The 25,772-nt window shown below is 72.4% G+C and carries 24 protein-coding genes; 7 read left to right on the forward strand and 17 right to left on the reverse strand.

The window, feature by feature from the left end; translation table 11 throughout:
• Positions 1-2: 2 nt before the first annotated feature.
• On the reverse strand, positions 3-926 hold the full coding sequence (locus ACODT5_RS12475; RefSeq protein ID WP_422519232.1) for an LLM class F420-dependent oxidoreductase: 924 nt from the start codon (positions 924-926) through the stop codon (positions 3-5).
• A gap of 202 nt (positions 927-1,128) precedes the next feature.
• Between ACODT5_RS12475 and ACODT5_RS12480 the strand changes: the two genes are divergently transcribed.
• Entirely contained in the window at positions 1,129-1,416 is a 288-nt protein-coding gene (locus tag ACODT5_RS12480) for a hypothetical protein (RefSeq protein ID WP_422519670.1), read from the forward strand.
• Between the two features lie 395 nt (positions 1,417-1,811).
• Here the strand turns inward: ACODT5_RS12480 and ACODT5_RS12485 are convergent, their stop codons facing one another.
• From ACODT5_RS12485 to ACODT5_RS12500, 4 genes are all read right to left on the reverse strand, one after another.
• Positions 1,812-2,297 (reverse strand): DUF6099 family protein, encoded by a 486-nt coding sequence (locus ACODT5_RS12485; RefSeq protein WP_422519233.1) that lies wholly within the window; start codon positions 2,295-2,297, stop codon positions 1,812-1,814.
• A gap of 124 nt (positions 2,298-2,421) precedes the next feature.
• The gene (locus ACODT5_RS12490; protein ID WP_422519234.1) at positions 2,422-2,814 is read right to left on the reverse strand and encodes a nucleotide pyrophosphohydrolase; all 393 of its coding nucleotides are present in this window, start codon (positions 2,812-2,814) and stop codon (positions 2,422-2,424) included.
• Entirely contained in the window at positions 2,811-4,052 is a 1,242-nt protein-coding gene (locus ACODT5_RS12495; RefSeq protein ID WP_422519639.1) for an AAA family ATPase, read from the reverse strand. The genes ACODT5_RS12490 and ACODT5_RS12495 overlap by 4 nt, the downstream gene beginning before the upstream one ends.
• Positions 4,053-5,199: 1,147 nt before the next feature.
• Entirely contained in the window at positions 5,200-5,595 is a 396-nt protein-coding gene (locus ACODT5_RS12500) for a cell division protein SepF (RefSeq protein WP_250742110.1), read from the reverse strand.
• A gap of 181 nt (positions 5,596-5,776) precedes the next feature.
• On the opposite strand from ACODT5_RS12500, the gene ACODT5_RS12505 reads away from it, so the two are divergent.
• A complete protein-coding gene (locus tag ACODT5_RS12505; RefSeq protein WP_422519235.1) occupies positions 5,777-6,496 on the forward strand; it encodes a DUF2470 domain-containing protein in 720 nt (239 codons plus the stop codon).
• 84 nt (positions 6,497-6,580) lie between these two features.
• Entirely contained in the window at positions 6,581-7,501 is a 921-nt protein-coding gene (locus ACODT5_RS12510) for an NADP-dependent oxidoreductase (RefSeq protein ID WP_422519236.1), read from the forward strand.
• 51 nt (positions 7,502-7,552) lie between these two features.
• On the opposite strand, the gene ACODT5_RS12515 is transcribed toward ACODT5_RS12510, so the two are convergent.
• The 11 genes from ACODT5_RS12515 to ACODT5_RS12565 form a co-directional block, all read right to left on the reverse strand.
• Positions 7,553-7,867, reverse strand: a complete 315-nt coding sequence (locus ACODT5_RS12515; protein WP_422519237.1) for a 4Fe-4S ferredoxin — start codon at positions 7,865-7,867, stop codon at positions 7,553-7,555.
• Positions 7,868-7,946: 79 nt separating this feature from the next.
• Positions 7,947-8,438: a hypothetical protein gene (locus ACODT5_RS12520; RefSeq protein WP_422519238.1), complete on the reverse strand. Its 492-nt coding sequence runs from the start codon at positions 8,436-8,438 to the stop codon at positions 7,947-7,949.
• A 302-nt stretch (positions 8,439-8,740) separates the two neighbouring features.
• Positions 8,741-9,463, reverse strand: coding sequence for an FAD-dependent oxidoreductase (locus tag ACODT5_RS12525; protein WP_422519239.1), 723 nt, complete (start codon positions 9,461-9,463; stop codon positions 8,741-8,743).
• Positions 9,460-10,815: an LLM class flavin-dependent oxidoreductase gene (locus tag ACODT5_RS12530; RefSeq protein ID WP_422519240.1), complete on the reverse strand. Its 1,356-nt coding sequence runs from the start codon at positions 10,813-10,815 to the stop codon at positions 9,460-9,462. Before ACODT5_RS12530 ends, ACODT5_RS12525 begins: the two co-directional genes overlap by 4 nt.
• Before the next feature lie 97 nt (positions 10,816-10,912).
• Positions 10,913-11,920 (reverse strand): ABC transporter permease, encoded by a 1,008-nt coding sequence (locus ACODT5_RS12535; protein WP_422519241.1) that lies wholly within the window; start codon positions 11,918-11,920, stop codon positions 10,913-10,915.
• Entirely contained in the window at positions 11,917-12,747 is an 831-nt protein-coding gene (locus tag ACODT5_RS12540) for an ABC transporter ATP-binding protein (RefSeq protein WP_422519242.1), read from the reverse strand. Before ACODT5_RS12540 ends, ACODT5_RS12535 begins: the two co-directional genes overlap by 4 nt.
• A 9-nt stretch (positions 12,748-12,756) precedes the next feature.
• A complete protein-coding gene (locus tag ACODT5_RS12545) occupies positions 12,757-13,791 on the reverse strand; it encodes an ABC transporter substrate-binding protein (protein ID WP_422519243.1) in 1,035 nt (344 codons plus the stop codon).
• 134 nt (positions 13,792-13,925) lie between these two features.
• Entirely contained in the window at positions 13,926-14,483 is a 558-nt protein-coding gene (ssuE, locus tag ACODT5_RS12550) for an NADPH-dependent FMN reductase (RefSeq protein ID WP_422519244.1), read from the reverse strand.
• A gap of 82 nt (positions 14,484-14,565) precedes the next feature.
• Positions 14,566-15,516, reverse strand: a complete 951-nt coding sequence (locus tag ACODT5_RS12555; RefSeq protein ID WP_422519245.1) for a TauD/TfdA dioxygenase family protein — start codon at positions 15,514-15,516, stop codon at positions 14,566-14,568.
• A gap of 1,230 nt (positions 15,517-16,746) precedes the next feature.
• Positions 16,747-17,847, reverse strand: a complete 1,101-nt coding sequence (locus ACODT5_RS12560; RefSeq protein WP_422519246.1) for a zinc ribbon domain-containing protein — start codon at positions 17,845-17,847, stop codon at positions 16,747-16,749.
• The gene (locus ACODT5_RS12565; RefSeq protein WP_422519247.1) at positions 17,792-18,703 is read right to left on the reverse strand and encodes a hypothetical protein; all 912 of its coding nucleotides are present in this window, start codon (positions 18,701-18,703) and stop codon (positions 17,792-17,794) included. Before ACODT5_RS12565 ends, ACODT5_RS12560 begins: the two co-directional genes overlap by 56 nt.
• A gap of 250 nt (positions 18,704-18,953) precedes the next feature.
• Between ACODT5_RS12565 and ACODT5_RS12570 the strand changes: the two genes are divergently transcribed.
• The 3 genes from ACODT5_RS12570 to meaB are packed head-to-tail and all read left to right on the forward strand — an operon-like array spanning position 18,954 to position 24,006.
• Complete coding sequence (locus tag ACODT5_RS12570) at positions 18,954-20,810, forward strand: methylmalonyl-CoA mutase family protein (protein WP_422519248.1); 1,857 nt, start codon at positions 18,954-18,956, stop codon at positions 20,808-20,810.
• Between the two features lie 20 nt (positions 20,811-20,830).
• On the forward strand, positions 20,831-23,011 hold the full coding sequence (scpA, locus tag ACODT5_RS12575; RefSeq protein ID WP_422519640.1) for a methylmalonyl-CoA mutase: 2,181 nt from the start codon (positions 20,831-20,833) through the stop codon (positions 23,009-23,011).
• 8 nt (positions 23,012-23,019) lie between these two features.
• The gene (gene meaB, locus ACODT5_RS12580; RefSeq protein ID WP_422519249.1) at positions 23,020-24,006 is read left to right on the forward strand and encodes a methylmalonyl Co-A mutase-associated GTPase MeaB; all 987 of its coding nucleotides are present in this window, start codon (positions 23,020-23,022) and stop codon (positions 24,004-24,006) included.
• A 165-nt stretch (positions 24,007-24,171) separates the two neighbouring features.
• Here the strand turns inward: meaB and ACODT5_RS12585 are convergent, their stop codons facing one another.
• On the reverse strand, positions 24,172-25,182 hold the full coding sequence (locus ACODT5_RS12585) for an asparaginase (protein ID WP_422519250.1): 1,011 nt from the start codon (positions 25,180-25,182) through the stop codon (positions 24,172-24,174).
• A 136-nt stretch (positions 25,183-25,318) separates the two neighbouring features.
• Between ACODT5_RS12585 and ACODT5_RS12590 the strand changes: the two genes are divergently transcribed.
• Positions 25,319-25,768: an Lrp/AsnC family transcriptional regulator gene (locus ACODT5_RS12590; RefSeq protein WP_385375087.1), complete on the forward strand. Its 450-nt coding sequence runs from the start codon at positions 25,319-25,321 to the stop codon at positions 25,766-25,768.
• Positions 25,769-25,772 lie beyond the last annotated feature (4 nt).

Genomic DNA, 25,772 nt, shown 5'->3' on the forward strand with positions numbered 1-25,772 from the left:
CGTCAGCCGAGCTGGGACTGGACCCGGGAGGAGATCAGCTCCAGGTGGTCCAGGTCGCCGAGGTCGAGCAGCTGGAGGTAGAGGCGGGAGGAGCCGACCGCCTCGTAGGCTGCGATCCGGTCGACGACCTCGTCCGGGGAGCCCGCCAGGCCGTTGGCCTTGAGCTCCGCCACATCACGGCCGATGGCGGCGGCCCGCCGGGCCACCTCGGCGTCGTCCTTGCCCACGCAGACGACGAGGGCGTTGGAGTAGACGAGGTCGCCGGGCTTGCGGCCGGCCTCCTCGACGGCCGCGCGGACCCGGCCGAACTGCCGCTGACTGTCCGCGATCGAGGCGAAGGGCATGTTGAACTCGTCCGCGTACCGGGCGGCGAGGCGCGGGGTGCGCTTCGCGCCGTGGCCGCCGATCAGGACGGGGATCTTGTCCTGGGCCGGCTTGGGCAGCGCCGGGGAGTTCTCCACCTGGTAGTGGACGCCCGTGTAGTCGAAGGTGGCTCCGGGCTCGGTGGCCCACAGCCCGGTGACGATCGCCAGCTGCTCCTCCAGCCGGGCGAGGCGCTCGGCGGGGAAGGGGATGCCGTACGCCTTGTGCTCCTCCTCGAACCAGCCCGCACCCAGACCGAGTTCGATCCGGCCGCCCGACATCTGGTCGACCTGCGCGACCTGGATGGCGAGCACGCCGGGGAGCCGGAAGGTACCGGCCGTCATCAGGGTGCCCAGCCGGATCCGCTTGGTCTCGCGGGCCAGGCCGGCCAGGGTGATCCAGGCGTCGGTGGGACCGGGCAGACCGTCGGCCGCACCCATGGGCAGGTAGTGGTCCGAGCGGAAAAAGGCGTCGAAGCCCAGGTCTTCGGCGGCCTTGGCGACGCTCAGGAGGGTGTCGTAGCTCGCGCCCTGCTGGGGCTCGGTGAAGATACGGAGATCCATGCCTCCATCCTGCCCTTTCGGCCCCGGCCGGGTGAATCTGAGTCAACCGGGAGCTCCCCGCCGCCCGCGCCAGTGACCAGCCCGGATGGGGATCGTTGGCTCGGACGGAGCCGGACCGCCCGGCCCGCGCGCCGGCGGCATTCGCCGGTGCGTCCACCGCCCCCTTCCACCTCCTGGAAGGGCCAGGGCCGAGGAGGCCGCCATGTCCCAGGAGTCCGCGCCGGAGACCCACCGGCAATCCCGTCAGGACTGTCAGACCGGGCAGGCAGCGCACGACCACGCACGCCAGGAGCCCGCGGTACCCGCCCAGGGCGGCGCGCCGAAGGGCCTGCTGCAGCAGATGGAAGAGCTGATGGCAGCGCTGAACGCCGACCTCTCACAGCTCGACGCCGACCTCCAGTCCTCCACCGACCGCAGCCCGGACACTGCCCTGCCCCAGGGCTGCCGCACCCCGGAGAGCGAAGACCGCCCGTCCTACCGGTCCCACTGACCGCCCGGGTCCCGTCGCGGGCGACGGGACCCCACCGAATCACCCCAGACACCGCAGCACCCCGGCTCGGGCGGCAGCGCCTCAGCCACATCGACCCAGCTCACACCGGCCCAGCCCACGCCGCCTCAGCCACACCGGCCCAGCCCACGCCGCCTCAGCCACGTCGGCCCAGCCCGCGCCGCCTCACCCCGCGCCCTCTCGGGCCACCCCGTCTCAGCCCGCACCGTCTCAGGCACATCGGCCCAGCCCGCGGCGCCTCAGCCGCGCCGTCTCAGGCGGCACCAGCCCAGCCCGTGCCGTCTCAGCCCGCACCGCCTCGGGCCGCGCGCCGTCTCAGCCCGCACCGCCTCGGGCCGCGCGCCGCCCCAGGCCGCGCCGCCCCAGGCCGCGCCGGCTCAGGCCACGCCGGAGGCGGATCCCCGCTCGCGCACGGCCATTCGGCGCAGGATCGCCCGGACCCTGTCGCTCGACTCATCGGCCGCGTCTATCGACTCTATGCACTGCCAGTACAGACCCTCGTCGTCCGTACCGCAGGCCACCCCGACCAGTGCTATGCCCACTTCCCCGAGCAGCGCCTGTAGCCCGAGCAACGCCTGCCGGGCGTCCGCCACCTCGGTCAACTGCGCCGCCCGGGGCGGGAGATCGGGCGCATAGCCCTCTCCGCGCAAAGCCGCCCGGTCGAGCACCCCGCAGCCTCTGCCCCCCGCTTCACCCAGCCCCCGTGCCTCCGCTCTCAGCTCCGGCGGCCCGGTGACCGCCAGCCAGCTCCCTATCCCCTGCGCGAGGGCCTGTGCCTGCCAGGCCTCGCCCACGATGTCCCATGCAGCCCCGCTCTGCGCCAGCGCGTGCCGGCCGGCTGCGATGAGCCGTACCGCGTCCATATGCCGTCCCCCGTCCGCACGACATCTTGCCGTTCTCTCCACTACCCAGAGTGAGGGCAACGGGCCGGTAAAGCCAGGGGTATTCGGAAATTGTGGACACCGAAGATGGTTGTGGATATCACCATCACTCCGAAGAGTGACGATCTGCCCCCGAAGCGCCGGGTACGGGGAACCGCAGCTCGTTCCGCTCGATCTTCGCGGCGAGCGCATCCAGCACATCGACCCCGAGGACCTCACAGAACTGCAGCAGGTACGCGAGTACGTCGGCGACCTCATCGGCCACTCTGTGTGCGGTGTCCGGCTCCTCCATGACCTTGGCGGACTGTTCCGGCGTCAGCCACTGGAAGATCTCCACCAGTTCGGACGCCTCGACGCTCAGCGCCACCGCCAGGTTCTTCGGCGTGTGGAAGGGCTCCCATCCGCGCGCCGCCGCGAACTCGGCGAGCCGCCGCTGCAGCTGGTCGATCCGCTCACCGGCCCCCTTCTCATCCTCGGTCACTCCACGCTCTTCGCTCATGCACCCAGGTCTACCACCGAGACCCCCGCGACCCCCCGGGCGGCCTCCGCGCAGGCCTCGCCCGCCGAGGCCACCAGCCTGACCTGCCCGCGCCCGCACGCCAGTACGGCCAGCCGCAGCAGTTCGGCGGTCTGCCGGCCGTCCAGGTCCCGGTCGAAGCCGTCCGCGAGCACGGTCAGCGCCTGGCGCGCGGAGGGCAGTTCGGCCGCCGGATCCACATCCAGGACCCCCGGCCCGGTGAGCAGCACCAGCGCGAGGGCGAGGAAACGCAGCTCGCCCGCGCCCAGCCGGGCCAGCTCGGTGGCGGGCCGGGACGGACCGCGGTCCAGCAGGCCGGTGACAGGGCCGCCCTCGGGAGCCCGTACGTCCAGCCCTTCCACCCAACCCGCGCAGGCGGTACGGGCGGCCCCGGTCAGCAGCCTGTACCGGGTGCCGCACTCCAGGCGGGTCCGGCGCAGTACGTCGGCCAGGTTGGCGCAGTCGCCCAGGAGCCGCCCCTCCCCCGGCAGGGCCGGCTCCCGCATCCGCTCCGGGCGGGGGTCGCAGGGGAACACCGAGCGCAGCGCGACCACGACTTGTTCGGCGGCGGCCAGCACCTGCCGCTGGCCCTCGGTGGCCCCGGCCACGCGCAGCGGGAGCAGTGCGGTCCCGAGCCGGTCGTCGGGCAGCGGGGCCCGGGTGACCCCGGTGGCTCCGCCGGTCAGCCAGGCCGCCTGGACGGACCGCCGCCCGGGGTCGCGCAGCGCGGTGGCGAGGAGGACCTGCCCGCCCACCGAGAGCCGTTCGCCGACGATCCGCAGCGCGGGCTCCGCCTGGACGGCGAGGTCGAGCCGGACCGCCCCGGCGGGGCCGTCGACCGTACAGCCGATCCGGAACCCCCGGCGCCGCTCGGCGTCGGGCACCGCCCGGTCGGGGATCCGGGCCCGCGGATCGGGGAACACCTCCTCCAGGGTGGCCCCGGCGCCCAGGGCAGCCAGCGCCCCGTAGGCCTCCAGCGCCTGGGACTTGCCGCTCCCGCTCGGCCCGGCGAAGAAGGTGACGGGCCCGAGCACGAACCGGGCCCCGCGGTGCGCCCCGTAGGCGGAGAGCCGCAACTCGGTGACGGCGGGCCGCAAATGCGGGGCGCCTGCGGCGGGCTGGACCGGGGCCGGGGCCTGGGCCTGGGCCGGCACCCGGACCGGGGCTGGGGCTTGCCCCCGAGCCGGAACCTGAGCCGGGACCGATGCCGAGGCCGGAATCTGAGCCGGGACCGGGACCGGGACCGAGGCCGGGACCGGGGCTGAGGCCAGGGCTGAGGCTGAGGCCGGGGCTGAGGCTGAGGCCGGGACCGGGACCGGGACCGGGGCCAAGGTCGGGACCGGGGCCGAGGCCGGGACCGGGACCGGGACCGGGACCGGGGCCAAGGTCGGGACCGGGGCCGAGGCCGGGACCGGGACCGGGACCGGGACCGGGGCCAAGGTCGGGACCGGGGCCGAGGCCGGGACCGAGGCCGGGACCGAGGCCGAGGCCGAGGCCGAGGCCGGGACCGAGGCCGGGACCGGGGCCGAGGCCGGGGCCGGGGCCGAGGCCGGGGCCGGGACCGAGGCCGGGACCGAGGCCGGGACCGAGGCCGGGACCGAGGCCGGGACCGAGGCCGGGACCGGGACCGGGGCCGAGGCCGGGACCGGGACCGGGGCCGAGGTCAGGGCTGAGGCGGGGGCCCATGCCAGGACCTGAGCCGATACCGGGACCGGAACCTGAGCCGAGGCCGAAGCCAGGACTGGAACTTGGGAAGGCACAGGCGCCGGAGTCGGGGCTGAGACCGCAGCAGCGGCGGTAGCCGGGACGGGGCCAACGGTTAACTCCGGACCAGCGAACACGGCGGAAGCAGCAGAGGCGGCGGACCCGTCCAACACCACGGCGGGCCCGGCGGAAGTCGCGGGCCGGGCGGAAGCCGCAGAGGTGGGGAGTCCCGCCAACGCGACGGTGGGCACAGCCGAAGACGCAGAGAGCGCAGGCGCGGTCGAAGCCGTGGGGGTGGCGAGCCCGGTCAGCGCTGCCGCAGGCACGGCCGAAACAGTGAGGGCGGCGGGCAGGGCGGAGGCGGGGAGCCCGGCCAGCGCCACAGTGGGCACAGCCGAAGACGCAGGGGCTGTAGGCGCGGCGGCAGGCACGGCGGGCCCGGCCGGCACGGCCGGTGCCGCGGAGCACGCAGGTGCTGCCCCAGCAGTGGACGCGGCAGGCGCAGTCAGCACGCCGGGAGGCATGGCGGGAGCCATGGAGGGAGCCGTGGAGGGAGCCGTGGCGGAGGCCGCCGGAAGGGTGAGGCGCGAGGTCATGCGCGGGACGGTACGGGCCGACGGACCCCCCGTGGGTCCGGCGAACCGTTCCGCCCGCGGGACCTTCCTACGATCGGGGGACGGCCGCGGCCGCGATCCCCTCCACCTCGGTCCCGACGGGCGCCAGCAGGAAGACGTTCCGGTCGACCCGGTGCATCCCGCTGCCCAGCCCGAAGACCACGCCACTGCTGAAGTCCAGGATGCGCTTGGCCACTTCGCCGTCCGCGCCCGTGAGGTCCAGCAGCACCGGGATCTGTGCGATCAGGTACTCCGCCACCTCCCGCGCGTCCGCGAAGACCTGGACCCGGATCACCACGAAGCGGCGCTGCTCCGCCGCGGACGCCCCCGGAACCGTGGGGATCGTGCGGTGATCCACCCGGGAGGGCCACTCGTTGCGGCTCCGCAGGGGGACCACCTGCGCGAGCCCCTCCCACTGTTCGTCGGTGACGTCGTACCTGCTCACCAGGCCGCCTCGGCCTTGCGCTTCATGTGCATCCCCCCATCCTCTCGCGTTTCACCCGTTCAGCCCAACACCGACACGAGGCAGCTGAGACGCGCCCCGTCTACCTTCCACCCGCCGAGTAGGTTAGGTTAGGCATACCTAAGTACGTGCCATCTCGCCACTCGGGACGACGGAGATCCTCATGCACCTGCCCCTGCCGCTGCCCACCGACGCCGAGCGGGTCCGGTCCATCCTGGCCGCCGCCCACTCCATGACCGTCGTCACCGACGGGCAGCGCACGGAGATCCGCCACCTCGACGGCACCGACCCCCTCGGCCGGCTGCACCTGCACCCCGCCGACCCGGGGGCCGGCGCCGTTCACCGCCCCGCGATCCGGCTGGAGTTCACGGACATCGCGCCCACTCCCGTACGGGACCGCGTGCGCGCCCGGGTCACCCTCGTCGGCCGCCTCCTCACCCCTTACGCCGACGGGAGCGCCGAGGGCTCCGACTCCACCTGCGTGGAGTTCGGCCGGGCCGTCCTCGTCACCCCCGACGGCGCCCGCGCGTACGTCGGTCTCGAGGAGCTGGACGCGGCCTGCCCCGACCCGCTCGCCCCCTACGAGGCCGGGATGCTCACCCACCTCCTCGACGACCACGCCGAACTGGTCACCCTCCTGCTGCGCCTGGTCCGGCCGCAGCCGGCCGCGGATCAGGGGGCCGGGTCCGCCGTCCTGCGCGCGCTGCCCCTCGCCATGGACCGGTACGGGATCACCCTGCGCCTGGAGGAGCGGCGCGGCCACCGCGACGTACGGATCCCCTTCCCCTCCCCGCTCGACGACGTGGAGCAGTCCGGGGCGCAGATCCAGGCCCTGTTCAGCGCGGCCCGGCGCAGCTCGCACCGCAACACCCTGCCCGCCTGAGCGGCCTCCCCCAGGAACGGGCCGTTCCGGAAAGGTGAGCCGAAACCCGGAACAACGCTCCCCCGACGGCCCGTTGGGAAGATCATGAAGGCAATCACATACACCGCATACGGAACGCCTGACATCCTCGCCCTCACCGAGGTTCCGGAGCCGAAGGTCGGTCCGGGCGAGGTCCTCGTCCGCGTCAAGGCCGCCGGCGTGAACCCGGTCGACTGGAAGCTCGCCGCCGGTTACCTCGACCCGATCCTCGAAGTCCGCTACCCGGTCATACCCGGCTGGGACGTCGCCGGCGTCGTCGAGGCGGTCGGCGAGGACACCTTCGACTACGCCGTCGGCGACGAGGTGTACGGCTACATCCGCAAGGAGTGGGTGGAGCTGGGCACTTACGCCGAGCTGGTCTCCGCCCCCGTCCGCACCCTCGCCCGCAAGCCGCGCGAGCTGAGCTTCGAGCAGGCCGCCGGCATCCCGCTGGCCGGGCTCACCGCCTACCAGTCGCTGACCCGCGTGGGGCTCAAGGCCGGCGAGACCGTGCTCATCCACTCCGCCGCCGGCGGCACCGGATCCTTCGGCGTGCAGATCGCCGTGGCGCTCGGCCTGCGCGTCATCGGCACGGCCGGCGCGCACAACCACGACTACCTGCGCTCGCTGGGCGCCGAACCGGTCCTGTACGGCGAGGGCTTCGCCGACCGGGTCCGCGAGCTGGCACCCGAAGGCGTGGACGCCGCCCTGGACTTCTTCGGCGACGACGTCATCCCGGCGCTCCGGTCCCTGGTCAAGGAGGAGCGCCGGGTGGTGTCCATCGCCGACTACACGGCGGCCGCCCAGGGCGCGCACCAGCTGTGGGTCCGCCCGGACACCGCCGACCTCACCTTCCTGGCCGAGCTCGCGGACAAGGGCGGGCTCACGGTCAACGTGGAGCACGCCCTGCCGCTCGCCGAGGCGGCGAAGGCCTGGGAGCTGAGCGCCACGGGCCGCACCCGCGGCAAGATCGTGCTCACCGTCTGACCACCTGACCGTCTACCGGACCAACGGTCCCGCGCGGGTGCGGCCCCTCGCTCAGGAGGTGATCGGCGGCGCCGTCCCGCCGCCGCCCGCCGGGCCGAGCGAGGGGCCGACCGCCCTCAGGGCGCCCGGTGTCCGCCCCTCGCCCCAGCCGATCTCCCGCCGGTAGCTGCCGAGCAGGCCCCGGCCGGCGAGAGCGGCCTCGTCCCGTACGGCCGGGTCCTCGGGGACCGGACGGGTCAGCGGGGACACGAACAGCGCGTCCACCGGGCAGTTGGCCTCGCACAGGAAGCAGGTCTGGCAGTCCTCCTGCCGGGCGAGCAGCGGGATCCCCTCCGGTCCCCGCTCGAAGACGTCCGTCGGGCACACCTCCACGCACTTGTCGCCGGGGGTCCCCCCAGGCCGAAGGCCGAGGGGGCGATGCACCGCTCGGCCGAGACCAGTTCGATCATGCGACCAGCTCCGCCGGCCGCGTCCACACCCGGTCGAGCCCGCCGGTCACGATGCGGTGGTGCTGCGCCGGGTCCTGCCCCGGGTGGTCGAGCCTGCGGGCCATCCCGCGGCTCTCGGTGCGGGCCAGCGCGGAGGCGTACATCCAGCGGGCGTGCGCCGTCATGGCCGCCGCCTGCCGGACCTTGACGAGCCCGGCGCCCTCCCCGCGCAGGGAGCGCAGCTGCGCCCAGACCTCGTCGAGGGAGCCGAGCGAGCCGGCGAGGACGGAGCCGTGCCGCAGGTAGTTCTTGTCGTACGGCAGCACCTGCTCCTGGACGAGGCGTACGAGTTCCCGTGCCTCCCCGGACCCGGCCGCGGACCCGGGGCCCCCGGCCGGCCGCAGGCCCGCCCCGCCGGCCCCGGTGACGGGGCGGAAGGCGGCCCGGCCCGAGCCCAGCGAGCGGGCGTACCGGGCGGCGCCGGCCCCCGCCCAGCTGCCCGAGGACATCGCCCAGGCGGCGTTGTGGCTGCCGCCTCCGGTGAAGCCCCCGCAGATCTCCTCACGGGTGGCCGCGTCCCCGGCGGCGTAGAGGCCGTTACCTCAGGCATTGGCCCCACCCTCACCCAGGAGCGCGCAAACGATGGAGGAGGGGGCCGCCGAAACCGGCGGCCGCTCCCGGCGCGATGCTGTCCTCCTGGTAGAGGTAGCGAAGGTGTAGAAGGCCGTCTTGTTGAATCCTCCCCATCTGAAGTCGGGGATTCCTGGCTCACGCCGCTTGGCCGCTCAGCGAGCGACCGAGTCTTCCACGATCAACACCAGCCGGGTTGAAACCAGCCCGGGTGTATGAAGTTGTGAATATTGCCGTGCCAGCTTGGTTCTCGCTCAGCACATTGCACGCGCTTGGTTCTCGCAACGTACGACACGCACGATATCGGGCGGTTCCTCGCCCCTGGGGCCGAAACGCCGATTTCCGCTTCGCCCCAGAGACGTTGGAGAACTCCATGCCAGACAGCTCGGCCCCGGACCCGGTAGGACTCGCCGGCCTGGCGGCGGTAGCCGGCGGCGCCCGCGACGGCGCCCTCCGCGTCGGTCAGCAGCTCGGTGACGGGGCTGTGGTCGAGGATCCGGACCCCGGCGCGGCGGATCCGGATGCGCATCCGCCGCATGTACTCGGGCCCTTGGAGGCCGTTGCGGAGCGGCTGCCCGTCCGGGCCGGTCGGGAAGGGGTAACGCCCTTCGTCGGCCAGCTCGTTCATCCGGTCGTACGTCTCGTCGAGGACCCGGGACATCCACCGCCGGTCGGCGAGGTACCCGCCGAGCCCCTCACGGCTCGCCATCGCCGCTTCGCGGGCCGCCGGCTCCGGCGGGACGTACCAGACGCCGGTGCCGCCGGCGGCCGTCGCCCCGCTGGTGCCGCAGTAGCCCTTGTCGGCGAGGACCACGGAGGCCCCGGCCCCGGCCGCCTTGAGGGCGGCCCAGGCGGCGGCGGGGCCCCCGCCGACCACGAGCACGTCGGCTACGTGCTCGCTCACGCCCCGGCTCCGTGCCCGGCCGCCGCTGCCGCCGCCGTGTAGCGGTTGGCCGGGCGCGCCAGTCCGTAGTTCTCGCGCAGGGTCCGGCCGGTGTACTCGGTGCGGAAGAGCCCGCGGCGCTGGAGGATCGGCACGACCTGGTCGACGAAGTCGGTGAGCCCGGTGGGGAGTACGGGAGCCATGATGTTGAAGCCGTCGGCGGCCCCCTGGGTGAACCACTCCTCCAGCTGGTCGGCGATCTGCTCGGGCGTCCCGGCGAAGACGCGGTGGCCGCGGCCCGCGCCCAGCCGGGCGATCAGCTCGCGCAGGGTGAGGCCCTCGCGGCGGGCGAGCTCGGCGACGAGCGTGAAGCGGCTCTTGTTGCCGTTGACGTCCCGCTCCTCGGGCAGGTCGGGCAGCCCGCCGTCGAGCGGCAGCCCGGTGAGGTCCACGTTCAGCATGTTGGAGAGCTGCGCGAGGCCGTACTCCGGGATCTGGAGCTCGGTGAGCTCCTGCTCCAGGGCCCTGGCCTCGGCCTCGGTGGAACCGATGACGGGGGCGATGCCGGGCAGCACGAGCAGCTGGTCCTCGGAGCGGCCGTACTTGCCGAGGCGGGACTTGAGGTCCTTGTAGAAGGTCTGGCCGTCGGCGAGGGTCTGCTGGGCGGTGAAGACGGCCTCGGCGTACTGGGCGGCGAACTCCTTGCCGTCCTCGGAGGACCCGGCCTGCACGAGCAGCGGGTGGCCCTGCGGGGAGCGGGGCACGTTGAGCGGTCCGGCGACGCCGAAGTACTCGCCCTTGTGCGCGGCGGGGTGGAGCTTGTCGGTGTCGGCGTAGACGCCGTTCTCCTTGTCGAGGACGATCGCGTCGTCCTCCCAGCTGTCCCAGAGCTTGGTGGCCACGTCGAGGAACTCCCGGGCCCGGTCGTAGCGGAGGTTGTGCTCCAGGTGCTCGTCCCGGTTGAAGTTGCGGGCCTCGTCGGCGCTGCCGGAGGTGACGATGTTCCAGCCGGCGCGGCCGCCGCTGATGTGGTCGAGGGAGGCGAACTTCCGGGCCAGGTTGTAGGGCTCGTTGAAGGTGGTGGAGACGGTGGCGATCAGGCCGATGTGCTCGGTGACGGCGGCGATCGCGGAGAGCAGGGTGAGCGGCTCGAAGCCGCCGACGGCGTTGTAGCGGGCCTTGCCCCAGAGGGCGACCCCGTCGGCGAAGAAGATCGAGTCGAGCCGCCCGCGCTCGGCGGTGCGGGCCAGTTCCTGGAAGTAGCGCAGATCGGTGATCCGCTCGGGGCTGCTGGCCGGGTGGCGCCAGGCGGCGTCGTGGTGGCCGGCGTTCATCAGGAAGGCGTTGAGGTGGAGGGTCCGGGGTGCGGTCATTTCTTGTCCTCGGTGGGGAGTTGGGCGCGCGGCGCCCGCAGGGGTGGTCGTGGCGGGCCGGACGGCCCGAGCGGTCGGCGGCCGGGCGGTCAGGGCCTCAGGACGGGACGCGCCACGTGCTCAGGCGGCGTTCGATCGCGACGAGGACCTGGTTGAAGGCGAGGCCGATCGCGGAGATCGTGACGATGCCCGCGTACATCTGCGGGATCGCGAAGTTGAACTGCGAGGCGTTGATCAGGTAGCCGAGGCCCGCCTTCGCGCCGATCATCTCGGCCGCGACGAGGACCAGGATGGAGACGGCCCCCGCCAGCCGGATGCCCGTGAAGATGACCGGCACCGACGCCGGCAGGATCACCTTCTGGAACAGCTTCGGCGTGGACAGGTCCATCGAGCGGGCCAGTTTCACCAGCGTCGGATCGGCGTTGCCCACGGCGCTGATGGTGTTCAGCAGGATCGGCCAGACGCAGGCGTACACGACGATCGAGACCTTCGAGGTCTCCCCGATGCCCAGCAGCAGGACGAACACCGGCAGCAGCGCGAGCGCCGCCGTGTTGCGGAACACCTCCAGCAGCGGCCCGAGCAGCGCCGCCACCGGCCGGTACCAGCCGATCAGCAGTCCGAGCGGGACCGCGACGGCCACCGCGATGCCGAATCCGCCGAAGGAGCGGGCCAGGCTGGCCTGGCTGTGCTCGGCGAGCTGCCCGTTGCCCAGCAGCTCCCACCAGGCCTTGGCGACCTCGCTCACCGGCGGCAGGAACGTCGCGTCGACCAGCCCCAGCCGTGGCGCCGCCTCCCACAGCGCCAGCAGCGCGAGGATCGCCGCCGAGCGCAGCGCCACCGCCCGCAGCCCCCGCAGGACGCGCAGGCCCAGGGTCGTGGCCGGTCGCTTTACGGGGGGCCGCTCGGGTGTCCGTGCTTCCGGCGGCGCGAGGTCCCGTACGGCTGTCGCCGCCGCGTCCGGCTCGGCGTCCGTCTTGACGTCCGCCTTGACGTCCGCCTTGACGTCCGCCTTGGCGTCCGGCTCGGCGTCCGCCCTGACGTCCGGCTCGGCGTCCGGCTTGACGTTCGCTTCCGCCCCTACCGCTGCTTCCACCGTCGTGCTCATACGGCGACCTCCTCCTTCTCCAGTTGCTGGGCGCGGGCCACCTCGTCGTGGAGGAGGGTCCAGATCTCGTGGCGGTAGCGGGCGAACTCCGGGCTGGAGCGCAGGTCTTCGCCGGTGGCACCGGTGGCCCGGTCGCCGAACGACACGGGGACGACCTGCTTGACCCTGCCGGGGCGGGAGGTGATGACGGCCACCCGCTGCCCGAGGTACACGGCCTCTTCGATGCCGTGCGTGATGAACACGATCGTCTTGCCGGTGCTCTGCCAGATCCGGCGCAGTTCGTCCTGGAGGGACTCGCGGGTCTGCGCGTCGAGCGCGGCGAACGGCTCGTCCATCAGCAGCACGTCCGGGTCGTACGCGAGCGAGCGTGCGATGGCGACCCGCTGGCGCATGCCGCCGGACAGTTCGTGCGGGTGGCGGTCCTCAAACCCGGTGAGGCCGACGAGGTCCAGGAACTCACGGGCTTTCGCCGCGCGTTGGCGGCGCGGGACGCCGGTGGCCTCCAGGCCGAACTCGATGTTGCCCAGCGCGGTGCGCCACGGCAGCAGCGCGTACTGCTGGAAGACGATGCCCCGGTCCAGCCCCGGACCGGTGACCGGCTTGCCGTCGAGCAGGATCCGGCCGGAGGTGGCCGGGGTCAGGCCGCCGAGCAGGTCCAGGAGGGTGGACTTGCCGCAGCCGCTGGGGCCCACGACGACCACGAACTCGCCCGCCTCGATCTCCAGGTCCACCCCGTCGAGGGCGGTGAACTCCTCCTTGCTCTTCCTGTTCTTCTTGTCCTTCGTCGGGAAGGTCTTCGTCACGGAGTCGAACACGATCTTCGCCATGGCAGCCCGTCAGCCCTTCCCGTGTCCGTTGAACTCGTTGGTGTAGAGGTCGGCCGCCTTGAGCTGGCCCTTCTTGATCTCGCCCCGGTCGCCGAGCCAGTCGAGCCAGAGCTGGAACGACTTGTCCTGGATCCGGCCGCCCGTCTCGGCGACTCCGTAGGAGCGCCAGAACTGCAGGGTCGCCGTGTCCTCGTTGCGGCCGCGCTTCTTGACGATCTCCGTCATCCGCGCGATGACCTCCGCGCGGGGAGTGGTGCGGGACCACTCGATGGCCTTGGCGACCCCGGTCACGAACGTCCGTACGGTGTCCGGGTTCTGCTTGATGAAGCGCTCGGTCATGATGTAGGTCCCGGCGCTGAACGGGCCGAGCAGTTCCACGTCGGTGAACAGCGGGCGGATGCCGCCGGCCGCGAGGGCCTTGTCGCGCAGGACTCCGGTGAGGACCCCGACCTCGATCTGCTTCGCCCGCAGCGACTGTTCGGTGTTGACGGGCGGCACCACGATCGGCTCGACCTTGGCCGCGTCCTCCTTGGACAGGCCGCCCCGGCTCAGGTAGATGTCGAGCAGGGCCTGGTAGTGGGCGCCCAGGGTGTTCATGCCGACCTTCTTGCCGATCAGGTCGCGGGCGGAGCGGATCGGGCTGTCCTCCAGTACGTAGTAGCCGCCGTAGGAGTACTGGTCGGAGCCGTAGGAGGAGATGACGGCCTTGATCGGGGCCTTGGTGGAGGCGAGCTTGATGACCGCGCCGTTGAAGGCGCTGCCGAAGTGGGTCTGGCCGGTGGCGGCGGACTGGATGTCCTGCGGGCCGCTGATGGTGTTGCCGACCCAGTCCAGGGTCACGTCGCCGAGGTAACCGAGGTCGGCGGCGAGCTCGGGGAGCGTGACCGCGCCGACGGCGCCCTGGTACTTCAGGGAGGTGATCTGCTCGCCGCCGGAGCCGCCGCTGGCGGTCGCCGTCCCGCAGCTCACCGCGGCCGCCGAGATGCCGAGCAGGGTGAGGAACTGGCGTCGGGAGGTACGGGTGGTGGTGAAAGCTGCGGACATCGCGATTCCTTGTCGATCCGGGTCGGGCGGGTGGGACGGCTCGTACGGGTCGTGCGAGCGGGGCAGGGCGTGCAGGTGGGGCGGGTCGTGCAGGTGAGGCGGGTAGGACAGGTGGGGCGGTTTCCGTACGGAGATCAGCGCGCGGTGGCGAGCGCGGCGGCCTCAGCCGCGCGCAGGGCCTCGGCGAACTCGTCGACGGCCTGGTACAGGTCCAGCTCCGCCTCCGGGCGCAGCCGGTCCGGGCCGGCCCCGCGCTCGACGGAGGAGTCCAGGACGAAGCGGCCGGCGGTGACGTGCCGGGCACCGAGCGCGGCGAGGACAGGGCGCAGGGCGTAGTCGATGGTCAGGACGTGGGCGAGGCTGCCGCCGGTGGCCAGCGGGAAGACCGTCTTCCCGGCCAGCCCGTCCTGCGGGAGCAGGTCGAGGAAGGCCTTGAGGAGCCCTGTGTACGAGGCCTTGTAGACGGGCGTCGCGATGACGATCCCGTCGGCTTCGGCGACGGCTGCGAGGGCCCGGAGGATCTCCGGCTCGCCGCGGCGCGCGGCGAGCAGATCGGCGGCGGGGAGCTCCCGGACGGCGAGCTGCGCGGTCTCGTACCCGGCGTGGTTCAGGCGGCGCAGCACGTGATCGGCGACCACGTCGGTACGGGAGTGGAGGGACGGGCTGCCGGTGAGGGCGAGCAGCTTGGGCACGGAGCGCTCCTTGGCTGACGGAGATGGGGAAACGGGTGGTTCGGGGTCGATCGGGTCGATCGGGGTTCCGTTCGGCTCAGGCTCAGGAGTCGGAGTTCGCATCGGAGTTGGAGGCTCCGGAGGCGATGCCGAAGGCCGGGTCCGGCACGGTCTCCGGGCTGATCAGCCGGGACGGGACCCCGTCGGGCCCGACCGGGACGTCGCCGTCGACCGTCACGCGGCGCAGGGTGCGCTCGTGGTCGTCGGAGTCGTCGACGCCGTAGTGCTGGGTGGCGCGGTTGTCCCAGATCGCGACGTCACCGGCCTGCCACTGCCAGCGGACGGTGTTCTCGGGGAGCTCGATGTGGGCCTGGAAGAGGTCCTGGAGGAGGCGCGACTCTCGGCCGGTGAGCCCGTTGATCCGCTGGACGAAGTTGCCGAGCAGCAGGGTGCGTTCGCCGGTCTCGGGGTGGACGCGGACCACCGGGTGCTCGGTGAGGAACTTGGTGGAGGTGAACACCTCGCGGTACTGGGCGAGCGCCCCGGGAAGGGCGTCGGGCTTCAGGGCCGCGTAGTCGTACTCGTTGGTGTGCACGGCGCGCAGGCTGTCGGCGAGGACGCGCAGCGGCTCGGGCAGGCCGGCGTAGGCGGTGGCCGTGTTGGCCCACAGGGTGTTGCCCCCGTAGGGCGGGATGGTGACGGCGCGCAGGATGGAGAAGGCGGGGTAGGCGGGGACGAAGGTGACGTCCGTGTGCCACTGGTTGGCGCGGGCTCCGTGGTGGGAGTCGATGCCGAGCGCGTAACGCCCGTCGGCGGAGGGCACGGTGGGGTGCGCGACGGGCGCACCGAGCAGCTCGGCGAAGGCCTCGTGACCGTCCTCGTCGAGGTGGTCCTGACCGCGGAAGAAGACGACCTTGTGGGCGAGCAGCGCGGCCCGGATCCCGGCGACGACCTCACCTTCGAGCTCGCCGCCGAGCCGGACCCCGCCGATCTCGGCGCCGATGCGGCCGCCGATCTTGGTGACGGTGAGGTCGGTGCGGGTGGCAGTGGACATGAGGGGCTCCTTGTTTATTTCCGCAGAGGAAGAAATGAGGGGAAGAGAGGAGGGCGACGGAGATCGGGCGGAGGCGGGCGGACCAGGACGGACGACTGGACGGGGACGGCGACCGGCGAGCGGCCGGCTGGCCGGCCGGATCGGGCGGGCTGCGACGTTCGGCGGGCATTGGCCCTGCGGGCGGCGAGGTTCGACGGACAGGGACCGGCGGGCAGCAAGCGGCGAGGTTCGACGGACTGGGACCGGCGGGCAGCAAGGCTGGCCGGACAGGGACAGGCAGACGGCGAGGTTCGACGGACGGGGCCAGTGGGCGGCGGGGTTCGACGGGCGGGAACCCGCAGACGGCGACGTTCGACGGACAGGGACCGGCGGGCGGGCGGCGAGGTTCGGCGGACAGTCGCCGGTCCCCGCCGACAGAGGCGGGCGGGCGGCGCTCGGAGACGATCGGCCTGAACCGCGGAGCCCCACCACCATCCACCGGTGAGACGGCGCGAGCCCTACGCACACCCCGGACGACGGGGCACGAACGCCCAGCCACTCGGGGACTCGGGGTTCAGGGGCTTCACGACTCAGAGCCTCAAGGACTCAGAGGCTTCGAGCCCTCGGGCCTCAGGCCTCAGGGACTCCAAGGCTCAGGGGCTGAGAGGCTCAGGAGCCGAGGGGCTCACGGGCTGAGAGGCTCAGGAGCACCGGCGCTCAGGAACAGCGCGGGGCCGTACAACAACGGCCCTGACACTCGGCCGGCGCGGTACAGAGGCCGGGCGTGCGGAGCCGCGGGGCGAGGAACTCGGTCGCGGTCATGTCCCGGAGACTGCCAGCGCCCCCACGCCCGGTCAACCGGCGAGCACCGCTCCCCGCCACCCCCGGAGCCTGCCCCTGCCCCCTGCGACCTGCTCTTTCACCGATCCAGCCACCCGGGCCACAGCCGGAAACCGTGGCCGGATTTCACGCCGCAGCAACGCACCCGCCACGCGACCGCGACGGACGGGGACAACGGGCTGGGGCCGGGGAAGGCCTGCCTGCTCAGCGCGCTGATCCGGACCCGTGACCTGCTCCGCGAACTCGGCGAGCTCTCCGGCATCCTGCGGAAGACGCCTCCCAGCGGTAGCTGGGGAGGCCTGGAGGCTGTCCCGGACGAGATCCGCGAGGTGGCCGGCGACCGCGAGCCCTACGGGCAGCGGATCGTCGCGCCGCACGCGGGACCCGCCGTACTCCCGGTAGCGTCTCTGATCAGCTTAGTGATCCTGTGCCAGACATAGCTTCTGGTTCGGGGATGCGTCCCCACCGTGGAGGCGTGGCGTGGGCGTGGAGATGGAATCCCGCGCCCAGTGCCGCTCCTTGTGGCCGGTGTCGGCTGGTGGTGGATGTGCTGATCGTCGTCACGCCCTGGTCCCGGTGGGCTGCGCGGGGCAGTCGTGGCCGGTCCGTGTGAGCGTGTCCCTCCGGACGCTTGCCCGCCAGGCCCAAGGGTCTGGCGGGGGAGGGTGCCCTGCGTCGCCTGGGCGCGGGGCGTGCTGTCTGTCGCCGTGTCGTACCGGTCTTGGACCGGTCCTCCCGGCTGGTCTTCGGGACGGTGGATGTGATGGCCGCGCCCGCTTCGAGTCGGTCCACGATGGTGCGGATGGCCATGGCGCCGGTGGCGCGGTCGGCGACTGTCTTCGTCTGGTGTGCCAGGCCGCGTGCTGCGATGCGCTGCCAAGCGCCCTGGTCCCGGTCTCCCTGCCAGCGGCAGTCGGGACTCGGGCAGATGGCCCATTTCCAACCGGCTGCGTTCGGCCGGTCGGGGGCTTTGCGGTGCCGCAGCGGCGTGAGGCATCGCGGGCACTGTTTGGAGGTGTTGCGTGCCGGGACGGTGACGACGGCGATGCCCGTCTCCGCGGCCACGTGCCGCATCCGCTCGACGATCTGCCCGCGTACCTGTTGGGAGAGGCGGGTGTTGTGGGTGCGGCCCATACCTCGGGCTTCCATCGAGCGGAGATCCTCGACATAGATGACGCTCGCCCCCGCGGCGATAGCCTGATCCACTGCCCATCTGGCGGCGGCCCAGGCCAATGCGTCATTGAGGTTCGACCGGCGCGCGGAAACGTAACCGATCTCATTCCTCAAGACGGTGCACTTGCCGGTCAGGGCATGCTGTTCGCCCCCGGCCGTCAGTCGCTGGTAGTGGCCGGCCTTGTCGTGGAGGTGCTCGCCCTGTCGTCGTAGCCGGTGCTGTTTGGCAAGAACCCCGGCCGTGCGGAACATGGCCCCGGATCCGAGAGCGGCGATCCGTCCATCACCGTGGAGCCGGGTGGCGCCCGCGCTGAGGAGGGTGTTCAGGCCCCAGTCCACACCGAGCGCGACGGTGTGCCCGGTGCGGGCGGAGAGTGGGCAGGTGCAGCACCGCGCCGGCCGGGACCGTCGCAGGCAGCGTGATGGGGCAGGACACCCACGTCCAGTCCCGGTAGGACCGCGGGTCAGCCCGGGTGGGGAGCTGCACACGCAGTAGCGCACGGCCCGGCTCCGTGTCGTGACGTTCGATGGTGGCCTGCTGCCCGTCACACGCCGACAGCAACAGCAATCGTGCTGCCGTGGGCGCGGCCTCCATCTCAAACAGACCGGCGGGCATCCGCCCGTGCTTCCTGACGAACGCGACGATCTGCCGGGTGCGGGAGGTGATGACGCTGGACGCAAGGTGCTGCCCGCCCGGCACCGCCTCACGCACCCGGTCCCACTCCTCGGGCGTGCGCCTCCCGGGATCGGCAGGCCACACCTTGAGCACCCCGGTGGTCAGGTCGGCGCGCCACTTGGCCGACCGCAGCAAGCGTCCGGCCTGCTCCTGCGCCATGCGAACGATCCGGTCATTGACCCGAACGCCTTCGGGCGGCCGGGCGCTCCAGCCCAGACGCCGCAGAGCCATCCACGCGTTCGACGGCAGCTTCCGCCCGCCTACATCCTCCCCGCCGGCCAGCACATCCACATCGCCAGGCTTCCACCGGTCGGCCAGCAGCTCCGTGACCATCTCGGTCACCAGACCGGCGGCCCAGCCGACCCGCTCCGCCAGCACGGAGACCGCCAGCAGCTCACTGGTCTCCTCGTCCACACCCGTCCGCAACACACCACGGGCACAAGCAGTCCGGGCGACCTGACCCACGGCGAGCGACACCTTGCGACTCAACGCCACCTCCCCCGCCGCCAGTGCTGTCATCCGATCAACGACACCACACGCGGAAGGTCACCCATTCGACCCACGAAACCCACCTCTGGCGCCCCCCACACCGCACGGACACCACAGCAAGAACACAACACGATCACGACGGAATCTCTGAGGAACTACGTGAGTCTCCGCGACCGGCCCCTCGCCCGCTCTTTCGTGACCCCTCCCGACTCACATGAGAGGGGGAGATCACATCCGGTGGTTATAGGTCGTTCACAGGTACCCCCCTAACATTCGAGCCATGACGGTCCTGCCTGATGACGGGCTCTCCTTGGCCGCCGAATTCCCTGACGCGACGCATGAGCAGTGGCAGCGCCTGGTAGAGGGCGTGCTGCGCAAGTCGGGCAAGGAAGTTTCCGGCGAGGCAGCGGAAGACGCGTTGTCCACGAAGCTTGAAGACGGGCTCACCACCCGCCCGCTGTACACCGCGCCCGAAACCGCGCCGGACACCGGTTTCCCCGGGTTCGCGCCGTTCGTGCGGGGTGGTCGCGCCGAGGGCAGCGCCGCCTCGGGCTGGGACGTGCGCCAGCGGATCGCGGGCACCGACCCCGTACGGGTGAACGACGCGGCCCTGGCCGACCTGGAGAACGGCACCACCTCGCTGTGGCTGGCCGTCGGTGACGCCGGCCTGCCCGCCGAGGGCCTGGGCCGTGCGCTGGAGGGGGTCTACCTCGACCTCGCGCCCGTCTCCCTGGACCCCGGCGCCCAGTACGCCGAGGCCGCCCGGGCCCTGCTCGCCCTGTACGCCGAGCGCGGGGTGGCCCCCGAGGCCGCCCACGCCTCGCTCGGCGCCGACCCGCTGGGCCACGAGGCCCGGACGGGCGAGGCCCTGGACCTGGCGGAGGCCGCCGCGCTCGCCGCGGAGACCGCCGCCTGGCCGCACGTGCGCGCCCTGACCGTCGACGCCCTGCCGTACCACGAGGCGGGCGGCAGCGCCGCCGAGGAGCTGGGGCTGTCCCTGGCCACCGGGGTCGCCTACCTGCGCGCCCTCACCGAGTCGGGCCTGAGCACCGAAGCGGCCTTCGGCGAGCTGGAGTTCCGCTACGCCGCCACCGCCGACCAGTTCCTCACCATCGCCAAGCTGCGCGCCGCCCGCCGCCTGTGGGCCCGGATCGCCGAAGCCTGCGGAGCCCCTGCGGCCGGCGCCCAGCGCCAGCACGCCGTGACCTCGCCGGTGATGATGACCCGCCGCGACCCGTGGGTGAACATGCTGCGTACCACCGTCGCCTGCATGGCGGCGGGCGTGGGCGGCGCCGACGCGGTCACCGTGCTCCCGTTCGACCAGGAGCTCGGCCTGCCCGACGCGTTCGCGCGCCGCATCTCCCGCAACACCTCCACGATCCTGCTGGAGGAGTCCCACCTGGCCCGGGTGATCGACCCGGCGGGCGGCTCGTACTACGTCGAGCAGCTCACCGACGAACTCGCCCACGCCGCCTGGGAGTTCTTCCAGACCGTCGAGAAGGCGGGCGGCCAGGCCGCCGCGCTGCGCTCCGGCCTCGTCGCCGAACGCCTCGCCACCACCTGGGCCGCGCGCTCGAAGAAGCTGGCCACGCGCCGCGAACCCGTCACCGGAGTCAGCGAGTTCCCGCACCTGTCCGAGAAGCCGGTCGTACGGGAACCCGCTCCGGCCCCGCTCACCGGCGGATTGCCGCGCGTGCGGCGCGATGAGGCGTACGAGGCACTGCGCGCCCGCAGCGACGTACACCTGGCGGCGACCGGCAAGCGGCCGACCGTCTTCCTGGCGGCCCTGGGCCCGGCGGCCGCGCACACGGCCCGCGCCACCTTCGCCTCGAACCTGTTCCAGGCGGGCGGCATCACCCCGGTCCACGACCCGGTGTCGGTGGCCCCGGAGAGCGCCGCGGCGGCCTACGCGGCGAGCGGGGCCGACGGCATGGCCGTGCTGTGCTCCAGCGACGCGCTGTACGAGGAGCAGGCCGGGGCGGTGGCCGCGGCCCTGCGCTCGGCGGGCGCGACGACCGTGTTCCTCGCGGGCAGGCCCGGCACCGCCGCGGCGGCCGTGGACGAGTACGTCTTCGCCGGCTGCGACGCGATCGCCGTGCTGTCCTCCGTACTCGACCGGATGGGAGTCGCGTCTTGAGCAGCGACCGCACCCCCCGCATCCCCGATTTCTCCGAACTCGCGCTGGACGGCGCGGCCCCGGCCGCCGGGTCCGAGGACCAGTGGCGCACCGCGCTGAAGGAGTCCACCGGCTCGGGAGCCGCCGAGCTGCTGTGGGAGACGCCCGAGGGGATCGGCGTACAGCCCCTGTACACGGGCCGGGACCTGGAGGGCCTGGACTTCCTCCAGACCTACCCGGGTGTGGCCCCGTACCTGCGCGGCCCGTACCCGACGATGTACGTCAACCAGCCCTGGACGATCCGGCAGTACGCGGGCTTCTCCACGGCCGAGGAGTCCAACGCCTTCTACCGGCGCAACCTGGCGGCCGGCCAGAAGGGCCTGTCGATCGCCTTCGACCTGCCCACGCACCGCGGCTACGACAGCGACCACCCGCGGGTGACGGGCGACGTCGGCATGGCGGGCGTGGCGATCGACTCGATCTACGACATGCGCCAGCTCTTCGACGGCATCCCGCTGGACAAGATGACGGTGTCGATGACGATGAACGGCGCCGTGCTGCCGGTCCTCGCGCTCTACATCGTGGCGGCGGAGGAGCAGGGCGTCTCGCCCGACAAGCTCGCCGGGACCATCCAGAACGACATCCTCAAAGAGTTCATGGTCCGCAACACCTACATCTATCCGCCGAAGCCCTCGATGCGGATCATCTCCGACATCTTCGCCTTCACCTCGCAGAAGATGCCCCGCTACAACTCCATCTCGATCTCCGGCTACCACATCCAGGAAGCCGGGGCCACGGCCGACCTGGAGCTGGCGTACACCCTCGCCGACGGCGTGGAGTACCTGCGGGCCGGGCAGGCCGTCGGCCTCGACGTGGACGCCTTCGCGCCGCGCCTGTCGTTCTTCTGGGCGATCGGCATGAACTTCTTCATGGAGGTGGCGAAGCTGCGCGCGGCGCGCCTCCTGTGGGCGCGCCTGGTCAAGCAGTTCGACCCGAAGAACGCCAAGTCCCTGTCCCTGCGCACCCATTCGCAGACCTCGGGCTGGTCCCTCACCGCGCAGGACGTCTTCAACAACGTCACCCGCACCTGCATCGAGGCGATGGCGGCGACCCAGGGCCACACCCAGTCCCTGCACACCAACGCCCTCGACGAAGCCCTCGCCCTCCCCACGGACTTCTCGGCGCGCATCGCCCGCAACACCCAGCTCCTCCTCCAGCAGGAGTCGGGCACCTGCCGCTCGATCGACCCGTGGGGCGGCAGCGCGTACGTCGAGAAGCTGACGTACGACCTGGCGCGCCGGGCCTGGCAGCACATCCAGGAGGTCGAGGCGGCCGGCGGCATGGCGCAGGCCATCGACGCCGGCATCCCCAAGCTCCGCGTGGAGGAGGCCGCCGCCCGCACGCAGGCCCGTATCGACTCGGGCCGTCAGCCGGTGATCGGCGTCAACAAGTACCGGGTGGCGACGGACGAGCAGATCGACGTCCTCAAGGTCGACAACTCCTCGGTCCGCTCCCAGCAGATCGCCAAGCTCCGGCGGCTGCGCGAGGAGCGCGACGAGGCGGTCACCCAGGACACCCTGCGGGCGCTGACCAACGCGGCCGAGCGCGGGGACGGCAACCTCCTCGCCCTGGCGGTGGACGCGGCACGTGCGAAGGCCACGGTGGGCGAGATCTCCGACGCCCTGGAGAAGGTGTACGGGCGGCACGCGAGCCAGATCCGTACGATCTCGGGTGTGTACCGAACCGAGGCAGGCGAGTCCCCGTCCCTGGAGCGCACCCGTGCGCTCGTCGACCGGTTCGAGGAGGCGGAGGGCCGCCGCCCGCGCATCCTGGTCTGCAAGATGGGCCAGGACGGCCACGACCGCGGCCAAAAGGTGATCGCCACCGCCTTCGCCGACCTCGGCTTCGACGTCGACGTCGGCCCCCTCTTCCAGACCCCGGAGGAAGTGGCCCGCCAGGCCGTCGAGGCCGACGTGCACGTGGTCGGCGTATCCTCCCTCGCCGCCGGTCACCTGACGCTGGTACCGGCGCTGCGCGAGGCCCTCGCCGCGGAGGGCCGCGAGGACATCATGATCGTGGTCGGTGGGGTCATCCCGCCGGCGGACGTCCCCACGCTCCTCGAAATGGGCGCGACGGCGGTGTTCCCGCCCGGCACGGTCATCCCGGACGCGGCGCACGACCTGGTGACGCGGCTCGCCGCGGACCTGGGCCACGAGCTGTAGGCGCCGCCGTGCCGCCCCGGATCGACATCACCGCCTACTCCAAAGGGGTACTCGACGGGAAGCGCGCGTTCATCGCGCGCGCGATCACCCTCGTCGAGTCCACCCTGCCCGCGCACCGGGCCCTGGCCCAGAGCCTGTTGACGGAGCTGCTCCCCCACGCGGGGCGGGCGCGCCGGATCGGCATCAGCGGCGTGCCGGGCGTGGGCAAATCCACCTTCATCGACGCCTTCGGCACGCTGCTGACGGGCCTGGGCCACCGCGTCGCGGTCCTGGCCGTCGACCCCTCCTCCACCCGTACGGGCGGCTCCATCCTGGGCGACAAGACCCGCATGGAACGCCTCTCCGTGGACCCCGCGGCCTTCGTCCGCCCGTCCCCCTCGGCGGGGACGCTGGGCGGGGTGGCAAAAGCCACGCGCGAGTCGATCATCGTGATGGAGGCGGCGGGCTACGACGTGGTCCTGGTCGAGACGGTGGGCGTGGGCCAATCGGAAACCACGGTCGCCGGAATGGTCGACTCCTTCCTCCTCCTCTCCCTCGCCCGCACGGGCGACGGCCTCCAGGGCATCAAGAAGGGCGTCCTGGAACTGGCCGACGTCCTCGCCGTCAACAAGGCGGACGGCCCGCACGAGCGCGACGCGAAGGCGGCGGCGCGCGAACTGTCCAGCGCGCTGCGCCTGATGCACCCGGCCGACGCCGCGTGGACCCCACCGGTCCTGACGTGCAGCGCCCGGGAATCCACGGGCCTGGAGGAGGTCTGGAACCGCCTGGAACAACACCGCGTGCTCCTGGAAGCGGGCGGCCGCCTGGCGTCGAAGCGCGCGGCCCAGCAGGTGGAGTGGACCTGGTCGATGGTCCGCGACGAACTCCTGGAACGCCTCCGCTCGAACCCGGCGGTACGGGACCTGGCCCCGACCCTGGAATCAGCGGTCCGTGCGGGCACCCTGACCCCCACCCTGGCGGCGGACCAGCTGTTGGCGGCGTTCACGGACTCCTGACCGCTCCAGCCCCACTGGGTAAATCCAGCCCCGCCGGCGTTTGAGGCGCGGGGTCCGGGGCGGAGCCCCGGAAACGGAGAAAGGGCGGGGCGGGGAGCAAGCCCCGCGCAGCGGCACCCCCGACCCCGCCCCGGAATCACGCACCCCGAGCCCGACCCGCCAGGGTCAGGCGGCAACCAGCACAGGGCCACCGGTGGCCAGCACCCGCCGCAACACCCGCACCCGCTCCCCCGCATCCCCCTCGGAGAGCAACGCCGCGAGCACCGCCACCCGCGCCTGCGGAGCCCGCAGCGTCCCCGTGGGCACGGCCCCGGCCGCAACCAGATCCACCGCACCCCCATGGGTGTAGATCTCCGTCACCGGCCCGGCCGCGACCCGCGTGGTCAACGCCACCAGCACACCGCCCGCGACAGCCGCCTTCACCGCGTCGACAACCTCCGGCGTCGCGTTGCCCGCACCCGTCCCGACCAGCACGATCCCCCGCGCCCCCGCCGCCACCGCGGCGTTCAGCAGTACCGCGTCACCGCTCACGTGGTGCATCACGACATCCACCCGCGGCGGCCCTTCCGGCGCCTCGGGCATCGCGGGCAGCGCCAGGGGCTCCGGCCGCACCGGCGTCCGCAGCACGGTGACCTTGCCGAAGCCGACCTTCCCCAACAACTGCTTCGACGGGTCGGCAAAGGCATCGAGCGCGACAGCCTGCGTCTTCACGGTCCCGCGGGCCGCGTGCACCCGCCCCGCGAACGCGATCAGGACGCCGAGCCCGCGCGTGGTCGACGCGGTCAGCAGGGCATCGTAGAGATTGCCGGGACCGTCCCCGTCGGCCGCCCCCATGGGCCGCTGCGAGCCGGTGAAGACCACGGAACGCTCATCACGATGGTGCAGGTCCACCAGGAACGCCGTTTCCTCCAGCGTGTCCGTGCCGTGCGTGACCACGATCCCGTCCACACCCGGATCGGCGAGCACCTCGTGCACGGTCCGCAGCAGGGTCAACTGGTGCGCGGTGGTCAGCCGAGGACTGTTCACGCTGAACAGATCGACGACCTCGACGCTCACCCCCTCGGGCAGCGGCGCGGTGGCCATGACCTCGGCCCCGTCGGCGTCGGCGGCGAAACCGGAACCCTGCCAGCGGCTGGCGATCGTCCCGCCGGTGCTGATCACGACGATGCGTCCCATGACCACGAACCTTCCTTCACACAGCCCGAAACGGCCCGTACAGATTTTCTACAAACGGCAATGGTAGGCCGATCTACGCGCAATGCGATTGCGATTTCCCCCCACCCCGCAACAAACCCTGAGTGATAATTGCGCAATGGACGCCATCGACAAAGAAATCTTGCGCGAGCTCCAGGCCGACGGCCGACTCAGCAACCAGGAGCTGGCCCAGCGCGTGGGCCTCACCCCCTCCCCCTGCATGCGCCGGGTCCGCCAGCTGGAAGAGGAAGGCATCATCCAGGGCTACCGCGCCGTGATCTCCCCCGAAGCGGTGGGCCGCGGCTTCGAGGTCCTGGTCTCCGTGGAGGTCCGCCGCGACCGCGAGGCCGTCGAAGCCTTCGAAGCCGCCCTCCAGAACATCCCCGACGTCATCGAGGCCTACCGCCTCTTCGGCAGCCCCGGCTGCCTCCTGCGCATCGCGGTGGCGGACCTCCGCGCGTACGAGCGCCTCTGGATCGAAAAGCTCACGGCCCTCTCGGGCGTCACGGAGGTCAACTCCCAGATCATCATGAAACGCATCAAGGAACACACGGGCCTGCCGGTCTGACCAC

Origin of the sequence: Streptomyces tatrensis (assembly GCF_049310065.1) — a bacterium.
Taxonomy (GTDB): domain Bacteria; phylum Actinomycetota; class Actinomycetes; order Streptomycetales; family Streptomycetaceae; genus Streptomyces.